Source organism: Brevundimonas sp. KM4 (assembly GCF_000964075.1).
GTDB lineage: Bacteria > Pseudomonadota > Alphaproteobacteria > Caulobacterales > Caulobacteraceae > Brevundimonas > Brevundimonas huaxiensis.
Genome location: NZ_JZRG01000010.1, coordinates 75,057 through 94,032, shown reverse-complemented (window position 1 = coordinate 94,032; position 18,976 = coordinate 75,057). Strand labels below are relative to the sequence as shown.

The window sequence follows — 18,976 nt, the reverse complement described above, 5'->3', positions numbered from 1 at the left end:
CGTTCGCGGCGCTTAGGAAGCGTTAACCCGCAAGGCCCATGATCGTTAACGGTAGGCGTCGGGGGATGAATCCGAAACACAGCGCCTGCTGGAGACATCCTGGATGAAGCCCGCCCGCATCGTTGTCATCTGCATCGCCGCCGTCTCGGCCATTGGTCTGGCCCTGGTGGTCCGGGCCATGGGGTCATCGTCGAACGAACCCGCTGCACCCGCCGCCGCCGCTCCCGTCGAAGTCCGCCCGATGGCCAAGGTTCTGGTCGCCGCCAAGGACCTGGAACCCGGCAAGCGTCTGGTTGAGGCTGACCTCGAATGGAAAGATTGGCCCGTCGATGAAGTGAATCCCGTCTTCATCACCGATGGCTCCACCCCGGTTCCGGCCAAGCCCGCTGCGGAAAGCGCGGCAGAGAAGGCGACGGACGCCGTGAACCGCGTGACCAAGGCGGCGACGGAGTTGGCCACGACCGGCGCCAAGTCCGACTATATCGGCTCGGTGGTCCGCGAACCCATTCTGGCCGGAGAGCCGATCGTGTCGCGCAAGATCGTGCGCGCCGGCGACAGCGGCTATCTGGCCGCCTATCTTGAGCCCGGCATGCGGGCCATGGCCATCGCCGTGACGGTCGAATCCGCCGCCGGCGGCTTCATCCTGCCGGGCGACCGGGTCGATGTGGTGCTGACGGCCGAGACCAATCGCGACGGCGCCGTCGAGGGCGCGACCAAGTCCAAGTTCGCTTCGGGCGTCGTGCTTCAGAACATCAAGGTCCTTGCCATCGACCAGGCCACCCGCGTCGGCGACGACGCCCAGGCGGTGGTTGGCGCTACCGCGACCCTGGAAGTCCGACCGCAGGACTCGGTGCTGCTGGCCCAGGCCAAGTCCGAGGGCGAACTGTCGCTGTCGCTGCGATCCTATGCCGACACCGCCGGGCCGTCCGGCGCCACGCGCCGCCCTTCCGCAGCCGTTTCCCAACCCCAGGCCGTGCGCATCTATCGCGGCGGCGCGCCCGAAGTGGTGGCCGTGCCATGAGGACCCAACCGATGCGCCGACCCACGATGCGCAAGGCCGCCGCCGCAGCCGCCTGCGCCCTGCTCGCCACCCTGGCCGCCGCGCCTGCCGGCGTCGCCCAGACCCGCGCCGCCGTATCGACGGGTGCGGCGCAGCGACTGATCAACCTGCCGCGCGGCACCTCGTTCGCGGTGGATCTGCCGGCCGACGCCCGCGACGTGATCGTCTCCAATCCGCAGGTGGCCGAGGCCATGCTGCACTCGCCGCGCCGCATCACCGTCATCGGCATCGCGCCGGGTGAGACCGACGCCGTCTTCTTGGACGCAGCCGGCCGCACCATCCTGAGCCTGCGCGTTCGGGTTGACGCCGGCACCAGCGCGCTTCAGGACACGCTGGATCGTATGATCCCAGGGGGCGGCGTCAGGGCCGAGGCCGTCAACGACAGCATCATCCTGAGCGGCGTCGCCGAAAATCCGGCCCAATCGACTCAAGCCAGCCGCATCGCCGCCGCCTTCGTTTCGGCGCCGGAGAAGGTTCTGAACCTGATTACCGTGCCGGGCTCGGATCAGGTGACCTTGAAGGTGCGTGTGGTCGAGGTGCAGCGCAATGTCATCAAGCAACTGGGCTTCAATACCTCGGCTGTGCTGGGGCAGTTGGGTGATGCACAGTGGCTATTGGGCAATGCCGCGACCTGGGGCGTCAACGGCGCCCTGCTAGGCGGCATCAGCGCCGGAACGTCGATAGACACGACGAAAAACTATCAGATGCAGCGTCCATGCGTTGGAGCGGGCTGGCAGCCCGGAGCCCTGTGCCCGTTCACGGTCAGAGGCCCGGAGGATTCTGTGAACTGGGATACCGCTCAACCCGGCACGGGGCCTGGATCGGATGGGCTGAACAAGGGCGAGGCTACCCTCAAGGCGTTTGAGCGTGTGGGCCTGCTGCGCACCCTGGCTGAGCCGAACCTCACTTCCGTCAACGGCGAAGCCGCAAGCTTCCTGGCCGGGGGCGAGTTCCCTGTGCCGGCCAGCCGCGACTCGCAGGGTCAGATCACCGTCCAGTACAAACCCTATGGGGTCGGCCTGTCTTTCCGCCCGGTGGTTCTGTCCGGAGGGCGCATCAGCCTGCAGGTCAAGGTGGAGGTGTCCGAACTGTCGTCGCAAGGCGGGCTGACGATTGGCGCGGGGACGCCTTCGTCGATCACCTTGCCGGGTCTGACGGTTCGCCGCAGCGAGAACACGATCGAAATCCCCTCGGGCGGATCGATGATGATCGCAGGCCTGCTTCAGGAAAACAGCCGCCAGACGGTGGACTCTCTTCCGGGCGTCACGAACCTGCCGGTGCTGGGATCGCTGTTCCGCTCGCGCGACTACCTCATGGGCGAGACCGAACTGGTCGTCATCGTCGAGCCCTATATCGTCAGCCCGACCTCGCCGTCGCGGATGCAGACCCCGGCCGATGGCCTGCGGATCGCCGAGGACAGCCAGACCATTCTCTTTGGCCAGTTGAACCAGGTCTATGGGCTACCGAATGCGCCCCCGGCGGGTTCAGTCGGCTATGTGATCGAGTGAGCACATCCATGACTCGCACCCTGATTGCCACACTTCTGACGACCACGGCCCTGGCGTTGGGCGCCTGCGTCGGCGGGCCCGCCAGCCTGGGCGGCGAGCCGCCGCTGACGCCGACCTCACGCTACCAGCTTCAGGTCGAGCCGGATCTGGACCGGATCGCGCTCGCGGTTCACGACAACGGCCTGTCGCCGGCGCAGAACGGCGCGTTGCAAGAGTTGGTCAGACGCTATCGCTACGTCGATGCCGTGCCGCTGGTGATCGAAGCCCCGGCCGGGAACGATCCAGTGGCGCTGAAGACCGCCTATGACGTTCAATCGGCCCTAGCAGCCTATGGCGTATCGCCGGACCGGATCACGCTCGTCAGCTACGCCGCGCCGGATCCGCGCGCGCCTGTGGTCGTGGGCTATCAAACGATCCGTGCGGCGGTGCCGCGATGCGGCGCGAACTGGGGCAATCTGAGCCGGACGGGCGACAATCAGTCGGCGTCGAACTTCGGATGCGCCGTGACAGCCAATCTGGCGGCCCAGATCGAAGATCCTCGCGACATCCAGCGCCCACGCGCGATGACGCCGGCGGATGCCGGGCGCCGCACCGTGGTGTTCGATCTCTATCGCACCGGCAAGCCGACGTCGGCCGAGCGTGAGGAACTGATCAGGGATAACTCGGTATCCCGTGCGGTGAACTGACCATGAGCACAGCCCCCGCCCCTCGCGAGTTCGACACCTTCGATGACGCGTTCGATGTCGATATGGAATTCGCGCCCCCAGTTGACGACGGCGCCGCGCCGCGCAGCCCGCTTCAATTCACGCCTGCAGCGTCGGCGCCGCCGGCCGGGGGGGCGCCTCAGCCGCAACCGCCGCTTCATGCTGCGCCCTTGGCGCCGGTCCCGGCCGCCCCGGCCTATGCGCCCGACGCCGCCGGCTTCAATCCGGTCGGTGACGTGGTCGCCCAGGCGCAGGCCAGTCTGATGGACACGGGGCTGGCCTTTACCGGTCTGGCCCCCGCCAGCAACATCGGCGAAGTCTCAGTGCCGCGCATCGCCATCCATGTCTTCGCCGAACGGCAGGACACCCTGGCCTCGGCCGAGCGAGCGGCCCAGGATCGGCGCCTGTCGCGCGCCACGACCCAAATCCGCATCGGCGGCGTCTCCGCGGCCGTCGAGACCTATCAGCATGAGCCGACGCCGCCGCTGATCATCGTCGAGTGCCTGAAAGACCCCCAGACTCTGCTGTGGGAAGTCGATCAGCTGGCCGAAGTCTGCGACGCCGGCACAAAGGTCGTGGTGATCGGCGCGACGAACGACATCATCCTGTTCCGCGAACTGATGCGGCGCGGGGTCAGTGAATATCTGGTCGCGCCGGTACAGCCGCTGCAGCTGATCGCGGCCATCGGCGGCCTGTTCAACGATCCGGCCCAGCCTTTCGTGGGGCGCACCATCGCCTTTGTCGGCGCGCGGGGCGGGGCGGGGGCCTCGGCCGTGGCGCACAACACGGCCTATGCGATTTCCGAGCGGATCGGCGCCAATACGGTCATCGTCGACTACGACCTGCCGTTCGGTACCGCCGGTCTGGACTTCAATCAGGATCCGCTGAACGGCGTCGCTGACGCCTTGGGCCAGCCCGACCGGCTGGATTCGACGCTGCTGGACCGGATGATGGTCCGCTGCACCGACAAGCTCAGCCTGTTTGCGGCGCCCGCCAGCCTGGATACAGACTGGGACATCTCCACCGAGGCGTTCGAGGAGGTCACCAACCAGATCCGCGCCACAGCGCCCTTCGTCGTGCTGGACCTTCCGCATCTGTGGTCGCCGTGGATGCGCCGCACCCTGATCAGCGCCGACGAGGTGGTGGTCGTGGCCACGCCGGACCTGGCGTCCCTGCGCAACGCCAAGAACATGATCGACCTGATCCGCCAGGGCCGCCCCAATGACGCGCCGCCGCGCCTGGTGCTGAACCAGGTCGGGGTGCCGGGTCGCCCCGAGATCTCGGCCAAGGACTTCGGCGCGGCGCTCGGCGTGCATCCCAGCCTGATCATTCCGTTCGACGCCAAGACCTTTGGAGCCGCGGCCAATAACGGCCAGATGATCCTGGACGCCGGCGCCAAGACCAAGTCGGCCGAGGCCTTCCAGACGCTGGCCCAGATCGTGTCGCGCCGCGAACTGCCGATGGTGGCCGGACCCAAGGCCAAGCCGGCGAAGGCTGGCAAGGCGGAGAAGGCCAAGCCGGCGGATGGGGCGTCGAAATCCCTGTTCGCCAATATGTTCAAGAAGCGCTGACGGATGTTTGGCAAACGCACAGGTCAGCCCGGCGCCGCCCCTGCGCCGCTGCGGCCGGCCCCGGCCCCCGCGCCGGCATCCGCGGCTGGCGGCGAACCTGTGTCCGTGTTCAGCATGCAGGCGGCCGCCGCGCCGACGGCGGCGACGACCAACGCATCAGCCTTTGCCTATGCCGACGAGGATCTGGAACCGGCGGCCGACGCCTTCGACCGCGCGTCTGCCCCAACCCAGCCGGCGCCGGCCAATCGTCTGGACGCTCTGGCGTCGCGTCCCAAGCCCAAGCCGGCGCCTGAGGCCCCGCGTCCCACCGGCAACGTCGCCGGCACCGGGCCGAAGGCCACGGCGGGTCTCGAGCAGCTGAAAAAGGCCCAGGCGGTCGCCGAGATCGTCCGCGAACAGAGCGACTATTATCACGCCACGAAGACGACGATCTTCAACGCGTTGATGAACACTATCGACCTGGCCCAGCTGGCGCATCTGGACCAGAAGGCGGCGTCGGAAGAAATCCGCGACATCGTCGCCGAACTGGTGGCGATCAAGAACGTCTCCATGTCGGTCGCCGAGCAGGAGCATCTGGTTCAGGACATCGTCAACGACGTCCTGGGCTATGGTCCGCTGGAGCCGCTGCTGAGCCGCGACGACATCGCCGACATCATGGTCAATGGCGCCGGACGGGTCTTCATCGAGGTCGCGGGAAAGGTCCAGCTGACCAATGTCCGTTTCCGCGACAACACCCAGCTGATGAACATCTGCCAGCGGATCGTGAGCCAGGTCGGCCGCCGCGTGGACGAGTCGAGCCCCATCTGCGACGCTCGCTTGCCGGACGGTTCGCGCGTCAACGTCATCGCTCCGCCGCTGGCCATCGACGGCCCGACGCTGACGATCCGGAAGTTCAAGAAAGACAAGCTGACGATGAAGAATCTGGTGGAGTACGCCTCCATCAGTCCCGAGGGCGCGCGCGTCCTGGGCGTCATTGGCGCGTCGCGATGCAACCTGGTCATCTCGGGCGGCACCGGCTCGGGCAAGACGACCCTGCTGAACACCCTGACGGCCTTCATCGACCCGACCGAGCGCGTCATCACCTGCGAGGACGCCGCCGAACTGCAACTGCAGCAGCCGCACGTCGTGCGTCTGGAAACCCGCCCGCCGAACCTGGAAGGCCAGGGCACGATCACGATGCGGGATCTGGTCAAGAACTGTCTGCGGATGCGTCCCGAGCGGATCATCGTCGGCGAGGTGCGCGGACCCGAGGCGTTCGACCTGTTGCAGGCCATGAACACGGGCCACGACGGCTCGATGGGCACGCTGCACGCCAACAGCCCGCGCGAAGCCATCAGCCGGATGGAGTCCATGATCACCATGGGCGGCTACGGCCTGCCGTCCAAGACGATTCGCGAGATGATCGTCGGCTCGGTCGACGTCATCATCCAGGCCGCCCGCCTGCGCGACGGTTCTCGCCGCATCACCCACATCACCGAGGTCGTGGGCCTGGAAGGCGATGTGATCGTGACCCAGGACCTGTTTGTCTACGACATCACTGGCGAGGACGAGAACGGCAAGATCATCGGCCGTCACCGCTCGACCGGCATCGCCCGTCCCCGCTTCTGGGACCGCGCCCGATACTACGGGCTGGAGCGCGAGCTGGCCGACGCCCTGGACGCGGCGGAGTAGGACGATGCTTCCAATCCTCGCCGCCGTCCTGGCCTTCATCACCATCGGCGGACTGGGCTGGGTCTTCGTCGGCGGAGACGATTCCTCGGCCCAGGCCGTCAAGCGCGCCCAGAGCATGGGCGAGGGCAAGAAAAATCCTGCGCTTGCCCGCAAGGCCGCCGCCGCCAACACGCCCGAGGCGCGCCGCAAACAGATTCTGGTTCAGTTGCAGGACGCCGATCGCCGTGAGCGCAAGGCGCGCACGACCCTGGCGTCGCGCCTGAAACAGGCAGGCCTGAGCCTGAGCGTGACGACCTTCTACATCATCTCGGCTGTGGTCGGGCTGGTGACCGGCTTGGGCGCGCTGATCTTCGGATTGCCGATCCTGGTTGTCATCGGCATCGCCCTGATCTTCGGTCTGGGACTGCCGCGCTGGATCGTGGGCTTCCTCGGTAAGTCGCGGATGAAGAAGTTCTCGCTGGAGTTTCCCAACGCCGTCGATGTGATCGTGCGCGGCATCAAATCGGGCCTGCCGGTCCACGAATGTTTCAAGATCATCGCCCGCGAGAGCCCGGCGCCGCTGGGGCCTGAGTTTCAGACGCTGGTCGAGGGCCTGGGCGTCGGCCTGACCCTGGAGCAGGCGCTGGAGAAGATGTACGGCCGGATGCCGACGTCCGAACTGCGTTTCTTCACCATCGTCATCGCCATCCAGCAGAAGACCGGCGGCAACCTGGCCGAGGCGCTGGGCAATCTGTCGGCCGTGCTGCGCGCTCGTCGCATGATGGGCGAGAAGATCAAGGCTTTGTCGTCCGAAGCCTTGGCCTCGGCCGGCATCATCGCCTCCCTGCCGCCGGCGGTCATGACGATGGTCATGTTCACCACCCCCTCTTACATGATGCCGCTGTTCACCGATTTCCGCGGCAACTTCATGCTGCTGATGGCGGCGCTGCTGATGGCGACCGGCATCTTCGTGATGAAACGCATGATCTCGTTCAAGTTCTGAGGCCGGGATCATGGAAAGCTTTATCCGTTTCATCACCGACCCGCAGAACCTGCTTAGCATCGGCGTGGGTGTGCTGGTCTTCGCCACGGTCGTCACCCTGTTGTCGTCGATGACGGGCGGGGTTGCGCTAGACAAGCGAATGAAGGCGGTTGCGGAACGCCGCGACGACCTGAAACGCCGGTCACGCGCGAACATGGCCGGCGGTCAGGGGGCGCTGCGTCACACCGACGACGGGTTCAAGAAGCGGATTGTAGATCGGCTGAATCTGTCCAAGCTGCTGGAAGATCCCAAGGTCGCGGGGCAGATGGTGCAGGCCGGTTATCGCGGACCGCGTCCGCTGACGACCTTCTACTTCTTCCGCTTCACTTCGCCCTTCATCTTCATGATCGTGGCGGCCTTCTATCTGTTCGTGATCAAGGTCGTGGACTGGCCCACGATGAACAAGGTGACCGCGACGATGGCGGCGGCGGTGGCCGGCTTCTATGCGCCGAACCTGTATCTGAAGAACCGCATCGACAAGCGTCGCACCTCGATCATGCAGGCTTTTCCAGATGCGCTGGACCTGCTGCTGATCTGCGTCGAGGCGGGCATGTCGATCGAGGCGGCGATCGCCAAGGTGAGCCAGGAAATGGGGCCGTCTTCGATCGATCTGGCCGAGGAACTGTCGCTGCTGTCCGCAGAGCTCTCGTATCTTCCGGACCGTCGCATGGCCTACGAAAATCTGGGCAAGCGCACCAACCATCCGGGTGTGAAGTCGGTCGCGACCGCCATGACGCAGGCCGAGACCTATGGCACGCCGCTGGCCACCGCTCTGCGCGTCATGGCGAAGGAAAATCGCGATCTGCGGATGTCCGCCGCAGAGAAGAAGGCCTCGGCCCTGCCGGCCAAACTGACCGTGCCGATGATCCTGTTCTTCCTGCCGGTCCTGTTCATCGTCATCCTGGGTCCGGCGATCCTGAACGTCATCGACATGATGAAGGACGGGCGTTAGGCGCGCTCCGCCGCCGCCTTCAACCCATGGGCGGCGCTTTCGAACGCCGCCTTGATCGCCGGGCGATGCTTGTCGTGGAACAGCTCGCCGCGAATGCCCGAAAAGCGGATGCCGATCGCGACGATGCAGTTGCCGGGGGCCAGCTCCTCGATCTGGATGTAGCGGAGGCTCTGGAACAGGAAGCCGCGCCGTTCGGCCCAGACCAGACGCGCGCGCGGCTGCCATTCCACTACCTGGGCCGCCGACTGGCGTTCGGCCATGTCGGGCCAGGCCTCGGTCATGCTCAGGCGGCCGCCGTAGGCGATGGCGCCCGAGACGTCCCTGTCGATCGGGTTCCAGGCGCCCCAGCCGGACAGGTCCGCGACCAGATCCCAGATGCGGTCCGAGGTCGCCTGAACGCCGACGCGTTTTTCAATGCGAGTGTCATCCATGATTTCGCTGTGACACGGCTGGCCGACGGAAGAAAGGCGCCGAGCCTCAGTCGGCCCCGTCGATCCGCTTCAACCGCCGTCCGTCGTCCAGCCCCAGCCGCGTCTTGACCTCCAACAGGTCGGCGCCGGCCGGGATGATCAGCAGCTTCTTGGGCTGGGCCGTGTTGACGGCGACGACAGCGCCCTTGGGGCAGATGTCGAAACAGTCGGCGCCGACGACCGTCAGCTCGCCCTTTCGACCCTGTTTGCCCTTCTTCAAGTGCAGATATTTTCGCAACGCCTTCTTCAGCGTCAGATCGCCGCCGGGGCCGAAGCCGCCGTCCAGCTTTTTCGAACATTTGCGACAGACCAGAACGACGTCGCGCCATTCCGTCTTTGCGCTCTTGAAGGCCTTCTCACCCATGCGGAAAGAAATCGCCGTTCGTCACCGCTTGCACAAGCGGTCGCGGCGCCGTCACCTGTCGTCGGGCTGAAAATTTCACGGGACCTTCACATGCGCCGACTGTTCGCCGCCTCCACAACGGCGCTGTTGCTCGCCGCCGGCGCCGCTCAGGCCCAGGTCGATACGGCCAGCGTGGACGCCGCCGTGCAGCGCGTCCTGCCAGAGGTCGTGGCCTGGCGGCGCGATTTCCATCAGCATCCCGAACTCGGCTTCGCCGAGACCCGCTCGGCCGGCGTGATCGCCAACCAACTGCGATCGCTGGGGCTGGAGGTTCGCACCGGGGTCGGCAAGACGGGCGTGATCGGCGTGCTGCGCGGCGCACTGCCGGGTCGGACGGTGGCCCTGCGCGCCGACATGGACGCCCTGCCGGTCCAGGAGGCGACGGGCCTCGACTTCGCCTCGAGCGCGACCGGCACCTATATGGGCAACACCGTGCCGGTGGCCCATGCCTGCGGCCACGACATGCATATGGCCATGCTGATGGGCGCGGCCGAGGTGCTGGCGGGAATGAAAGACCGGATCGCCGGCACGGTGGTCTTCGTCTTCCAGCCGGCCGAGGAGGGTGCGCCTCCGGGAGAGCCCAAGGGCGGCGCGGCCCTGATGATCGCCGAAGGGGCGCTGAACGATCCCAAGCCCGAGGCCATTTTCGGCCTGCACGTCGTGCCGGGGCGCCCGGGCAGCGTCTTCTATCGGCCCGAGGGGTTCATGGCCGCCTCCGATCGCGTGGATATCCGCCTGAAGGGCAAGCAGACGCATGGCGCCTGGCCCTGGCGCGGGGTCGATGTTATCGCGGTGGCGGGGCAGGTGGTCGAGACGGTCAACACCCTGACCGCCCGCACGGTTGATCCGACCACGACCCCGACCGTCTTCACCATCGCCACGATCAACGCCGGCGTCCGCTACAACATCATCCCCGACAGCGCGACGCTGTCAGGCACGCTGCGCACCTTCGATACGGCCCAGCGCGACGCCCTGGTCGCCCGCGCCGAAACCGCCATCGACCATGTCGCCGAGGCCTACGGCGCCACCGCCGAGTTCGGCGTCAAACAGAACGCGGCCCTGGTGTTCAACGACCCCGGCCTGTCCGCCTGGCTGGGCCCGGTTTTGACCGAGGCGGCGGGCGCGGGGAACGTCAACCCCGCCACGCCTCCGACCACGGTGGCCGAGGACTTCAGCTATTTCCAGCAGGTCATCCCCGGCGTCTTCTACCATCTGGGCGCCAGTCCCGACGGCGTCGATCCCGCGACCTCGGCCCCCAACCATTCGCCGGAGTTTTCGCCGAACGAGAAGGTCCTACCGCTGGGGGTGAAGGCGCATGTGCTGACGGCGCTGCGGTTTCTGGAGCGGAGTTAGGGAGCGGGCGATTGCAGTGTGAGGCGATGTCGCAAACCGACCCAACGCGGACATCAGGCGTCCGCAGAAAATTGTCCGCGCAAGTTCATTTGCGGCCGGGCGAACAACCACCTCAGGGCAGTATTATCGTTGCCACTCGTTAGTTCCAACGCTTCTGCCGGTTCGACTTTCCTAACTCCGAAGAAGCCGAGGGGGCACGGCGAAAAAATAATGGAAGCGTAGCGACGTAGCGGAGGGAAGATTTCTGAGAATCTCACCGCGCCCGGCCAGCACGTCGGTGCCAAAGCGCGCGATCATGAATGCCACCATGTAGCCGTCTATGACTGTCCGGAGATCTGATCCCACGGCTAGAACATCAGTCATCATCTGCTGATTACCTGCCGTGAGATCGTCGGTGCCGACCAAGTACGACGGCGCGATTGCCGCAATGCTGTCCGCTCCACCGTAGAAAGTCGTTCCCATCTTGCCGGTGTGGAAGTCGTGAAGCGGGAAATCTGGTGGCAAAAGATTGTAGGCCCCCACGAAGCTTGCCCGATCAATATGTGAAGCCAGCTTTTTACGGGCCACTCTCAAAAGTGCCTTATCATCGCTGAAGTAGCTCTCGAGGCGCGCTCGAGCTGCCTCGACTTCAGGGCCGATCGCGGCACGCTCAAGCTCTGGCAGTTCACTCCATAGCGCCTCGAACAGAAGCTTGGATTTGTTGCGACCGACGCGATCCCACCCTTCGTATATCCGGTTACAGAGAAGGCGCGCCATCAGGTAGGCCGTGCCGATTGCAGTCTCTCTTATTGCCTTTGGCCGTCCTTGCTTGTCGGTTTGGAGCGCTTGGATCAGTACCGCTGTCAGGATGCCAATCTCATTGTAAATTTGGCCACACATAAAGAAAAGGAAGCGTTCATCCTCCAAGATCGCATCGAAGTCGGATTTCGTTAGCCTTGTTTCTCGAACTTCGATCTCGTTGGCCTTCAGCCTTCGGGTAAGCGACGGGTTGCTTCGGCTGGACGACTTGGTCATCGCTAAACTTAACGGCGATTCGGCCTGCTGCCGTTGCCAGAATTCAATCGATTACGTCGGTTGAGCGTAAACAAATGCAGGTGTTGGGGCGCACGAGAATGGATAGCGAACCACCCGCTTTCCACCCTTCTCGAACCATTCGAAGGCTGGCTTCGGACCGGGGCAAATCTGGCCGCCAATAAATCTCGCTACAGCCGCTCGAACACCGTCTCGATCACTCGGCGGTAGACCGCCGTCAGCGTCTCCAGCTCCGCCGTCGGCACGCGTTCGTCGATCTGGTGCATGGTCTGGCCGACCAGGCCCAGTTCCAGCACTGGGCACAGGGCGCGGATGAAGCGGGCGTCGGAGGTGCCGCCGGTGGTGGAGGCCTCGGGGCGGCGGCCCGCCACGGCCTCGACCGCATCCTGAACCGCCTCCACGAAGGCGCCCGGCTCGGTCAGGAAGGCCTCGCCCGAGCAAAGGTGCTCCAGAGTGATCTGAAGTCCGGTCTCGGCCTGCATGGCCCCGGCCTCGCGGTTCAGCCAGTCGATCAGGGCGTCGCCGGTATGGCTGGGGTTGAAGCGGATGTTCAGCCGCGCCGTCGCCTGGGCCGGGATGATGTTGGTCGCCGGATTGCCGATGTCGATGGTGGTGATTTCGAGGTTCGACGGGGGGAAGTTCTCGTAGCCCTGATCCAGCACACGGTCGTTCAGGCGGGCCATCAGTTTGGCGATCACCGGGGCCGGGTTGGCGGCGCGCTCGGGATAGGCGACGTGGCCCTGTTTGCCGTGGACGGTGATCCAGGTGTTCAGCGAGCCGCGCCGTCCGACCTTGATCATGTCGCCCAGCTGTTGCGACGAGGAGGGTTCGCCGACCACGCAGGCGTCGATGACCTCGCCCTCGGCGGCCAGGGCCTCGACCACGCGTTTCGTGCCGTGCAGCGCCGGGCCTTCCTCGTCGCCGGTGATCAGGAAGGAGAGGGAGCCGGCGGGTTCGCCGTCCGCCAGCACCTGGGACACGGCGGCGACCCAGGCGGCGATCCCGCCCTTCATGTCCACCGCGCCGCGACCGTACAGGACGCCGTCCTTGACCTCGGCGTTGAAGGGTTGCGACGACCACTGATCCGACGGGCCGGTCGGGACCACGTCCGTATGGCCGGCGAAACACAGGTTGGGCGAGGTGGTCCCGCGCCGGGCGTACAGGTTCTCGATCCGCGCATGAACGCCTTGTCCGCCCGGTCCCTCGAAGGCCAGGCGGCGGCAGGTGAAGCCCAGCGCCGTCAGATGGCGTTCCAGCACATCCATCGCCCCCTCGTCGGCGGGTGTGACGGAGGGAATGCGGATCAGGTCGCGGGTCATTTCGACAGGATCGATAACGGGAGTTGATGCGCGGCTCATGCGGCTATGCTTTTAGGGATAATCCGCGTCTGCGAGAAGACGGTGTGCTGCTGCCGAAGCCGAGACCTTGACTACAGAATCCATCGCTGCCGGCCCCGCCGCCCCGCCCGTTCCGCCGTCTCCATCATCTGGGGGGCCAGAAGGCCCGTCCAGCCCGTGGGGCATTCGCGACTTCCGCCTGTTGTGGTTCGGCCGCGTGGTGGCGGTGCTGGCGATCCAGATCCAGTCGTCGGCCCTGTTGTGGCAGGTCTATGAGATCGCCCGGCGCGATCATCCGATCGAGGAGGCCAGCCTGTATCTGGGGCTGGTGGGGCTGTGTCAGTTCCTGCCGCTGCTGGCCTTCACCCTCCCGGCCGGGGCGATGGCGGATCGGCGCGACAGGAAGCGCACGGTGTGGATCTCGATCCTGGTCGAGGCGGCCTGCGCGGGATCGTTCCTGGCCATGGCCCTGCACGGAAACCCGCCGCTGTGGGGTCTGTTGGCGGTTGCGGCCCTGTTCGGCGCGGCGCGGGCGTTTCTGGCGCCGGCCAGCCAGGCCTTCCTGCCGATGGTCGTGGGGCGCAAGGCCCTGCCGCCCGCCATCGCGGCCCAGTCCATCGCGTTTCAGACCGGCGCCATCGCCGGCCCTGCCCTGGGCGGGGCGATCGTGGGGATCAACGTGCCCCTGGCCTATGCGGTGTCGCTAGGCATGTTCCTGCTGGCCGTCGCGGCCTTCATCCTGATCCGCACCAGCGGCAAGCCCGCCCCCCAGGCCAATTCGCTGTCGCCCGTGGATTCGGTCAAGGAGGGGCTGGCCTATGTGTGGAAGACCAAGATCGTGCTGGGCGCCATTTCACTGGACCTGGTCGTAGTGCTGCTGGCGGGCGTGGCGCTGCTGACGCCCATCTTCGCGCGCGACATCCTCCATGTCGGACCGCAAGGGTTCGGCCTGTTGCGGGCCTCGTTCGGCGTGGGGGCCATGGTCATGGCCATCTATCTGAGCCGCTATCCGATCCGCCAGAACGGCGGGCGCTGGATGTTCGCGGCGGTGGCGGTGTTCGGCCTGTGCACCATCACCTTCGGCCTGTCGCGCATCGTCTGGCTGTCGGGCCTGGCGCTTTTCATCGGCGGGGCGGCGGACATGATCAGCGTCAATGTGCGCCAGACCCTGATCCAGCTGGCCACGCCCGATCACATGCGCGGCCGGGTGTCCTCGGTGTCCATGCTGTTCATCGGCGCCTCCAACGAACTGGGCGAGGCCTATTCCGGCGTCATGGTCCGGCTGCTGGGCGCGGTCGGCGCAGCGGTATTCGGCGGGTTCGGCGCCCTGGCCGCGACCGGGGCCTGGGCGACGATGTTCCCGGGGCTGAGGAAGGCGGATCGGTTGACGTGAGTCGTGAGCGGTGAATCGTGACGACCACGCGCCAATCACGATTCACCAGTCACCGATCACGTTTCACCAGGCCTTGAAGTGCTTCGACAGCTTCAGGCCCTGGTTCTGATAGTGGCTGCCGCTTTCGCCATACAGGCGGCTGGGGCGTTCGGTCAGGGGCTCGTACACCAGGCGGGCGACGATCTGGCCGTGTTCCAGCAGGAACGGCGTGTCGTGGGTGCGGACTTCCAGCACGCCTTTCGAGCCCGCGCCATGCGCCTCGTCGGTGCCGAAGCCGGGGTCGAAGAAGCCGGCGTAGTGGACGCGGAACTCGCCGACCGACGGATCGATGGGCGTCATTTCGGCGGCCTGGTCGACCGGGATTTCGACGTCGTCGGACGAGGCCAGGATATAGAACTCGCCCGGATCCAGCAGCAGTTCGCCACGGCGGAGGCTCAACGGCTCCCAGAAGTCGCGCGGGTCGTGGCCGTCGATGTGGTCCAGATCGACCACGCCCGCATGGCGACGCCCGCGGAAGCCGACGATGTCGCCGCCCTGCAGATCGACGCCGACCGAGCGGGTCTCCAGCTTGGGCGGATCGCCGGCCTTGAGCCGTAGCTGGTTCAGGCGCGTGCCGGGGCGGACCAGGATGGAGAAGGTCTGGGGCGCGACCTCCATATAGAGAGGGCCGTCATAACCCTCGGCCACATCATCGAAACTGGCGCCCTGATCGGTCAGCAGACGCACGAAGACATCGACGCGGCCGGTCGAGCTTTTCGGATTGGCGCGGGCGATCAACCCTTTCGGCAATTTCAGCCGCTCCTGAAGGCGCACGATATAGACGCAGCCCTTTTCCAGCACGACGCCGGCCTCGGTGATCTCGATGGCGTGCATGGCCACGTCGGCGATGCGGTCCTCGACCTTGCGCCGGCCGGGCAGGAAGGAGGCGCGGACCCGCCAGGCCTGATCCGAGAGCCGCAGGTCCAGGCTGGCCGGCTGGACCTGGTCGTGGTCGAAGGGCGTGTCGGACGTGACGGCGCCGGCGGCGATCAACGTCTCGATGGACTGGGCGGGCAGGATGCCGGGACGGGGCGCTTGGAAGGAGCTCATGGCGTCTGTCTCACACGGTTTTCACGACTTATCTCCAAGTCGCGCTTGCAGCCCGCGCGCGGCGGGGCGAGCATATAGCCCATGCACGAGGGTCCTGCCTATACCGCCGAGACGAACGGCATCCTGATCCGGGTCCGGCCCAGCTATCTGGCGGGCCAGTCCGATCCCGACGAAGGGCGCTGGGTCTGGGCCTATCAGATCGAGATCGTGAACCTGACGGGATCGACGGTGCAGTTGATGGCGCGACGCTGGACCATCACCGACGGCCACGGCCATGTCGAGGAGGTGCGCGGTCCCGGCGTGGTCGGCGAACAGCCGGTGATCGAACCGGGCGGCAGCTACGCTTACGCCTCGGGCTGTCCGCTGGGCACCGACAGCGGGTCGATGGTGGGCGCCTATTATATGACGGATGCGGACGGGCGCAGTTTCAAGGCGCAGATCCCGGCGTTTTCGCTGGATACGCCGGATGCGCGGCGGGTGCTGAACTGATCGAAGGGCGGATGGGGCTGCGTCAACCCGGATGAACCGCAGCCCCGCCCCTGAAATCTCGCCGGCCGCTTGCGCGAACCGGCGAGGGGGAAGTGAGCTCAATGGAGAGCATCTGTGACGCGGGCATGACCCGCGCGAAGCGCCGCGCTCAAGTCGCGAGCGACCGCGTCGTGAGCGTAGCGCTCTTTAGATGTAACGCCGCAGGCTGCGGGCCAGGTCGGAACCGCTTTCCTTGGAGCCGCGACGGACTTGCGGCTGGTAGGCGACGCGGGCGTGTTCGACGCAATAGACGCCTTCCGACGAGCGGCGGCCGCAGAAGCTGAACTCGCGCGACGATGGGTCGCCGATCGGCCATTTGCACATGTGGGCGCCCAGGGTCATCACGGTCGCCATGCCCGGCAAATCCGGGATCGGGGCGGGGACGGGGGCTGCGGGTTCGACCGGCTTGGGCTGGACGGCTTCCAGACGGCGCGGGGCCGAAGGTTGCTGCGCCGGAGCGGCCGGCGCCGGGCGCGGACGCGCGGTGCGGAAGGTCGCGGCGACGGTGCGCGCCGGTTGCGACGGGGCGGCCCGGCCCGACAGGCCCAGACGGTGCACCTTGCCGATCACGGCGTTGCGGGTGACCCCGCCGCCCAGTTGTTTGGCGATCTGGCTCGCGGACTGGCCCTCAAGCCAGAGCTTCTTTAGCGCGCCTACGCGGTCGTCGGTCCAGCCTGCGGTCATGCCACCCTCCAGCGAGTTTGGATTCAATATCTAGGTCCAGGCTCCCCCTCCGGGGTCTTGACCTACAACTAATCGTAAACCAGCCGTTAAGAGACGCAAGATGTGCGAATCATCCTGTCCACAGAAACCAGATATTGAATCATCGTTAAGGTTAAGGCGGATTGGTGAATGGCGACGCGTGACTGGTGAGTCAGGACGACTGCGCAGGACAGTCACGATTCATCAATCACCTCGGCCTTGCGAAGCGCGGCGGTCGAGCGCATCTGGCGGGCCATGACCGATACGCCCGATCTGATCTCCACCCGGCCTGCCGGCCTGCCGCAGCCGCGTCGCTATCCGGGGATCAACTGGATCGGGGTGCAGACCCTGTATCTGCGCGAGGTGCGTCGCTTCTGGAAGGTGGGCGCACAGACGGTGGCGGCGCCGGTGGTCACGACGCTGCTCTATATGCTGGTGTTCGTGGTGGCGCTTCAGAACGCGCGGCCGCCGCTGCACGGCACGCCGTTCGCCCTGTTCGTCGCGCCCGGCCTGATCATGATGGCCATGTTGAACAACGCCTTCGCCAACGCCTCGTCCAGCCTGATCCAGGCCAAGATCATGGGCACGGCGACCGACTTCCTGACCCCGCCGCTCAGCCCGCTGGAGCTGACGCTGGGCTTTACGCTGGGCGCCGCGACGCGCGGCCTGGCGGTCGGTCTGGTGACGGCGATCTGCGTGCTGCCGTTCGCGCCGCTGGGCATCGCCAATATCTTCGCCATCGTCTGGTTCGCCCTGGCCGCCTGTTTCATCATGGGCATGACCGGGGTGCTGGCGGGGCTGTGGAGCGAGAAGTTCGACCACCTGTCGGCGGTCCAGAACTTCATCGTCATGCCGATGACCTTCCTGTCGGGGACCTTCTATCTGGTCGAGAACCTGCCCGAGCCGTTCCGGGCGCTGAGCCGATACAACCCCTTCTTCTATCTGATCGACGGCTTCCGCTACGGCTTCATCGGCCATGCCGAAAGCAATCTGACGGTCGGCGTCATAGGGTCGGCCGTGCTGATGGCGGTCATGGGCGTGGTCTGCTGGCTGGTGTTCCGCTCGGGCTGGCGTCTTAAGAGCTAGATCGCTACCTGTTGCGGATCGCTCCCCCGAGAGGTCCGCTTCATGCTGTTTCGTTCGCTCGTCGCCGCCACGGCCCTGTTCGCCGCCACATCCGCTTTTGGTCCCGCCTTCGCTCAGGAAGCGACGCCCCAGGCCGGCGATCGCCCCGACATCGCCGCCGGCGCCGCCCAGTTCATCAAGCCCACCAACGCCGAACGGACCCAGGTTCTGGTCGGTTTCCTGAGGACGTTGGGCTTCACGCCCGAAATCCAGACCTTTGAAGGCGGCAACCAGGCCACCGGCCCGATGGAAGGCTCCAATGTCGTCGTCACGGTGGGCGAGGGCGACAAGGACATCGTCCTGACCGCCCATTATGACGCGGTGAAACTGCGCGACGGGACGCTGTCCCAGGGCATCGTCGACAACGTCGGCTCGGTCATGGCGATGATGGAGGCGGCCAAGACGCTGGACATGGCGCTGGAAGGCCAGCCGGTCGCTCACCGCTTCGTCTTCGTCTTCACCGACCAGGAAGAGCTGGGCCTTCTGGGCGCCAAGGCCTTCCTGGCGAAACACGGCAAGGACCGGATCGCCGCCGTCATCAACGCCGATGTCGCCGCCTATGGCCAGACGGTCATGTATGGCGAGAACAACGGGCCGCAATCGGCCTTCGTGCTGGAGACGCTGCGCAGCCTGTGCGCCGAACGCGGCTTCGACTGCATGCCCTATCCGACCTATCCGCCCAGCGACGACCGCGCCTTCTCGGCCGCAGGCGTGCCGGTGGTGTCGATGGGCACCCAGGATGCGGTCGGCGCCCACCAGATGTGGCTGGCCTTCAACGGCGGCAAGGACAACGGCCTGAAGGAGGGCTTCGTCCCGCCCGTCTTCCAGCGCATCCATACGACTGACGACAAGCTGTCCTATCTGAAGGGCGTCGACGTCGCCCGCTTTGGCCTGTTCATCGCCGACCTGGGCCTGGCCCTGGACAAGAAGCTGGTCGAAATCCAGGCCAAGGACGAAGCGGTCGCCGCCGAAACGGCGCCGGACGCCCCTGCGGCCAGCACGCCCGCGCCGGACGCCGGCAACCCTTAAGCGGCTTGGTGCTCGGTGTTGACTAACA

Annotated in this window: 18 protein-coding genes; 12 read left to right on the top strand and 6 right to left on the bottom strand. The window is 66.1% G+C overall.

Annotated elements, in window-relative coordinates:
• Positions 1 to 103 precede the first annotated feature (103 nt).
• Genes cpaB through VH88_RS07245 form a run of 7 tightly spaced genes read left to right on the top strand, consistent with a single transcriptional unit; the run spans position 104 to position 8,487 of the window.
• The gene (gene cpaB, locus VH88_RS07275; RefSeq protein WP_045810663.1) at positions 104 to 1,021 is read left to right on the top strand and encodes a Flp pilus assembly protein CpaB; all 918 of its coding nucleotides are present in this window, start codon (positions 104 to 106) and stop codon (positions 1,019 to 1,021) included.
• A gap of 11 nt (positions 1,022 to 1,032) precedes the next feature.
• Positions 1,033 to 2,568, top strand: coding sequence for a type II and III secretion system protein family protein (locus VH88_RS07270; protein ID WP_045810662.1), 1,536 nt, complete (start codon positions 1,033 to 1,035; stop codon positions 2,566 to 2,568).
• Positions 2,569 to 2,576: 8 nt separating this feature from the next.
• Positions 2,577 to 3,254, top strand: a complete 678-nt coding sequence (locus tag VH88_RS07265; protein ID WP_045810661.1) for a CpaD family pilus assembly protein — start codon at positions 2,577 to 2,579, stop codon at positions 3,252 to 3,254.
• Between the two features lie 2 nt (positions 3,255 to 3,256).
• On the top strand, positions 3,257 to 4,843 hold the full coding sequence (locus VH88_RS07260) for a cellulose synthase operon protein YhjQ/BcsQ (protein WP_052689522.1): 1,587 nt from the start codon (positions 3,257 to 3,259) through the stop codon (positions 4,841 to 4,843).
• Between the two features lie 3 nt (positions 4,844 to 4,846).
• A complete protein-coding gene (locus VH88_RS07255; protein WP_231576611.1) occupies positions 4,847 to 6,514 on the top strand; it encodes a CpaF family protein in 1,668 nt (555 codons plus the stop codon).
• 4 nt (positions 6,515 to 6,518) lie between these two features.
• Positions 6,519 to 7,496: a type II secretion system F family protein gene (locus tag VH88_RS07250; protein ID WP_045810659.1), complete on the top strand. Its 978-nt coding sequence runs from the start codon at positions 6,519 to 6,521 to the stop codon at positions 7,494 to 7,496.
• A gap of 10 nt (positions 7,497 to 7,506) precedes the next feature.
• Positions 7,507 to 8,487 (top strand): type II secretion system F family protein, encoded by a 981-nt coding sequence (locus tag VH88_RS07245; RefSeq protein WP_045810658.1) that lies wholly within the window; start codon positions 7,507 to 7,509, stop codon positions 8,485 to 8,487.
• Here the strand turns inward: VH88_RS07245 and VH88_RS07240 are convergent.
• Entirely contained in the window at positions 8,484 to 8,918 is a 435-nt protein-coding gene (locus VH88_RS07240) for an SRPBCC domain-containing protein (RefSeq protein WP_045810657.1), read from the bottom strand. The genes VH88_RS07245 and VH88_RS07240 overlap by 4 nt on opposite strands.
• A gap of 46 nt (positions 8,919 to 8,964) precedes the next feature.
• Entirely contained in the window at positions 8,965 to 9,321 is a 357-nt protein-coding gene (locus tag VH88_RS07235; protein WP_045810656.1) for a hypothetical protein, read from the bottom strand.
• A gap of 90 nt (positions 9,322 to 9,411) precedes the next feature.
• Here VH88_RS07235 and VH88_RS07230 point away from each other — a divergent pair, with 90 nt between their 5' ends.
• Positions 9,412 to 10,713 (top strand): amidohydrolase, encoded by a 1,302-nt coding sequence (locus VH88_RS07230; RefSeq protein ID WP_045810655.1) that lies wholly within the window; start codon positions 9,412 to 9,414, stop codon positions 10,711 to 10,713.
• Between the two features lie 171 nt (positions 10,714 to 10,884).
• Here the strand turns inward: VH88_RS07230 and VH88_RS07225 are convergent, their stop codons facing one another.
• Entirely contained in the window at positions 10,885 to 11,727 is an 843-nt protein-coding gene (locus VH88_RS07225) for a hypothetical protein (protein ID WP_045810654.1), read from the bottom strand.
• 188 nt (positions 11,728 to 11,915) lie between these two features.
• Positions 11,916 to 13,103 carry a succinyl-diaminopimelate desuccinylase gene (dapE, locus tag VH88_RS07220; RefSeq protein ID WP_045810653.1) on the bottom strand — a complete coding sequence of 396 codons (1,188 nt, stop codon included), beginning with the start codon at positions 13,101 to 13,103 and terminating at the stop codon, positions 11,916 to 11,918.
• A gap of 82 nt (positions 13,104 to 13,185) precedes the next feature.
• Between dapE and VH88_RS07215 the strand changes: the two genes are divergently transcribed.
• Complete coding sequence (locus VH88_RS07215; protein WP_369796271.1) at positions 13,186 to 14,475, top strand: MFS transporter; 1,290 nt, start codon at positions 13,186 to 13,188, stop codon at positions 14,473 to 14,475.
• Between the two features lie 63 nt (positions 14,476 to 14,538).
• On the opposite strand, the gene VH88_RS07210 is transcribed toward VH88_RS07215, so the two are convergent.
• Entirely contained in the window at positions 14,539 to 15,564 is a 1,026-nt protein-coding gene (locus VH88_RS07210) for a 2'-deoxycytidine 5'-triphosphate deaminase (protein ID WP_045810652.1), read from the bottom strand.
• A gap of 81 nt (positions 15,565 to 15,645) precedes the next feature.
• Here VH88_RS07210 and apaG point away from each other — a divergent pair, with 81 nt between their 5' ends.
• The gene (apaG, locus tag VH88_RS07205; RefSeq protein ID WP_045810651.1) at positions 15,646 to 16,053 is read left to right on the top strand and encodes a Co2+/Mg2+ efflux protein ApaG; all 408 of its coding nucleotides are present in this window, start codon (positions 15,646 to 15,648) and stop codon (positions 16,051 to 16,053) included.
• Between the two features lie 186 nt (positions 16,054 to 16,239).
• On the opposite strand, the gene VH88_RS07200 is transcribed toward apaG, so the two are convergent.
• Complete coding sequence (locus VH88_RS07200; RefSeq protein ID WP_045810650.1) at positions 16,240 to 16,776, bottom strand: GcrA family cell cycle regulator; 537 nt, start codon at positions 16,774 to 16,776, stop codon at positions 16,240 to 16,242.
• A gap of 273 nt (positions 16,777 to 17,049) precedes the next feature.
• Between VH88_RS07200 and VH88_RS07195 the strand changes: the two genes are divergently transcribed.
• On the top strand, positions 17,050 to 17,880 hold the full coding sequence (locus tag VH88_RS07195; RefSeq protein ID WP_045810698.1) for an ABC transporter permease: 831 nt from the start codon (positions 17,050 to 17,052) through the stop codon (positions 17,878 to 17,880).
• 42 nt (positions 17,881 to 17,922) lie between these two features.
• The gene (locus tag VH88_RS07190) at positions 17,923 to 18,948 is read left to right on the top strand and encodes a M28 family metallopeptidase (protein ID WP_045810649.1); all 1,026 of its coding nucleotides are present in this window, start codon (positions 17,923 to 17,925) and stop codon (positions 18,946 to 18,948) included.
• The last annotated feature ends 28 nt before the right edge of the window (positions 18,949 to 18,976 follow it).

What these genes read in the sequence shown, in the direction of transcription:
- cpaB (WP_045810663.1), top strand. Translation starts at nt 104, where the DNA reads ATGAAGCCCGCCCGCATCGTTGTCATCTGCATCGCCGCCGTCTCGGCC.
- VH88_RS07270 (WP_045810662.1), top strand. Translation starts at nt 1,033, where the DNA reads ATGCGCCGACCCACGATGCGCAAGGCCGCCGCCGCAGCCGCCTGCGCC.
- VH88_RS07265 (WP_045810661.1), top strand. Translation starts at nt 2,577, where the DNA reads ATGACTCGCACCCTGATTGCCACACTTCTGACGACCACGGCCCTGGCG.
- VH88_RS07260 (WP_052689522.1), top strand. Translation starts at nt 3,257, where the DNA reads ATGAGCACAGCCCCCGCCCCTCGCGAGTTCGACACCTTCGATGACGCG.
- VH88_RS07255 (WP_231576611.1), top strand. Translation starts at nt 4,847, where the DNA reads ATGTTTGGCAAACGCACAGGTCAGCCCGGCGCCGCCCCTGCGCCGCTG.
- VH88_RS07250 (WP_045810659.1), top strand. Translation starts at nt 6,519, where the DNA reads ATGCTTCCAATCCTCGCCGCCGTCCTGGCCTTCATCACCATCGGCGGA.
- VH88_RS07245 (WP_045810658.1), top strand. Translation starts at nt 7,507, where the DNA reads ATGGAAAGCTTTATCCGTTTCATCACCGACCCGCAGAACCTGCTTAGC.
- VH88_RS07240 (WP_045810657.1), bottom strand. Translation starts at nt 8,918, where the DNA reads ATGGATGACACTCGCATTGAAAAACGCGTCGGCGTTCAGGCGACCTCG.
- VH88_RS07235 (WP_045810656.1), bottom strand. Translation starts at nt 9,321, where the DNA reads ATGGGTGAGAAGGCCTTCAAGAGCGCAAAGACGGAATGGCGCGACGTC.
- VH88_RS07230 (WP_045810655.1), top strand. Translation starts at nt 9,412, where the DNA reads ATGCGCCGACTGTTCGCCGCCTCCACAACGGCGCTGTTGCTCGCCGCC.
- VH88_RS07225 (WP_045810654.1), bottom strand. Translation starts at nt 11,727, where the DNA reads ATGACCAAGTCGTCCAGCCGAAGCAACCCGTCGCTTACCCGAAGGCTG.
- dapE (WP_045810653.1), bottom strand. Translation starts at nt 13,103, where the DNA reads ATGAGCCGCGCATCAACTCCCGTTATCGATCCTGTCGAAATGACCCGC.
- VH88_RS07210 (WP_045810652.1), bottom strand. Translation starts at nt 15,564, where the DNA reads ATGAGCTCCTTCCAAGCGCCCCGTCCCGGCATCCTGCCCGCCCAGTCC.
- apaG (WP_045810651.1), top strand. Translation starts at nt 15,646, where the DNA reads ATGCACGAGGGTCCTGCCTATACCGCCGAGACGAACGGCATCCTGATC.
- VH88_RS07200 (WP_045810650.1), bottom strand. Translation starts at nt 16,776, where the DNA reads ATGACCGCAGGCTGGACCGACGACCGCGTAGGCGCGCTAAAGAAGCTC.
- VH88_RS07195 (WP_045810698.1), top strand. Translation starts at nt 17,050, where the DNA reads ATGACCGATACGCCCGATCTGATCTCCACCCGGCCTGCCGGCCTGCCG.
- VH88_RS07190 (WP_045810649.1), top strand. Translation starts at nt 17,923, where the DNA reads ATGCTGTTTCGTTCGCTCGTCGCCGCCACGGCCCTGTTCGCCGCCACA.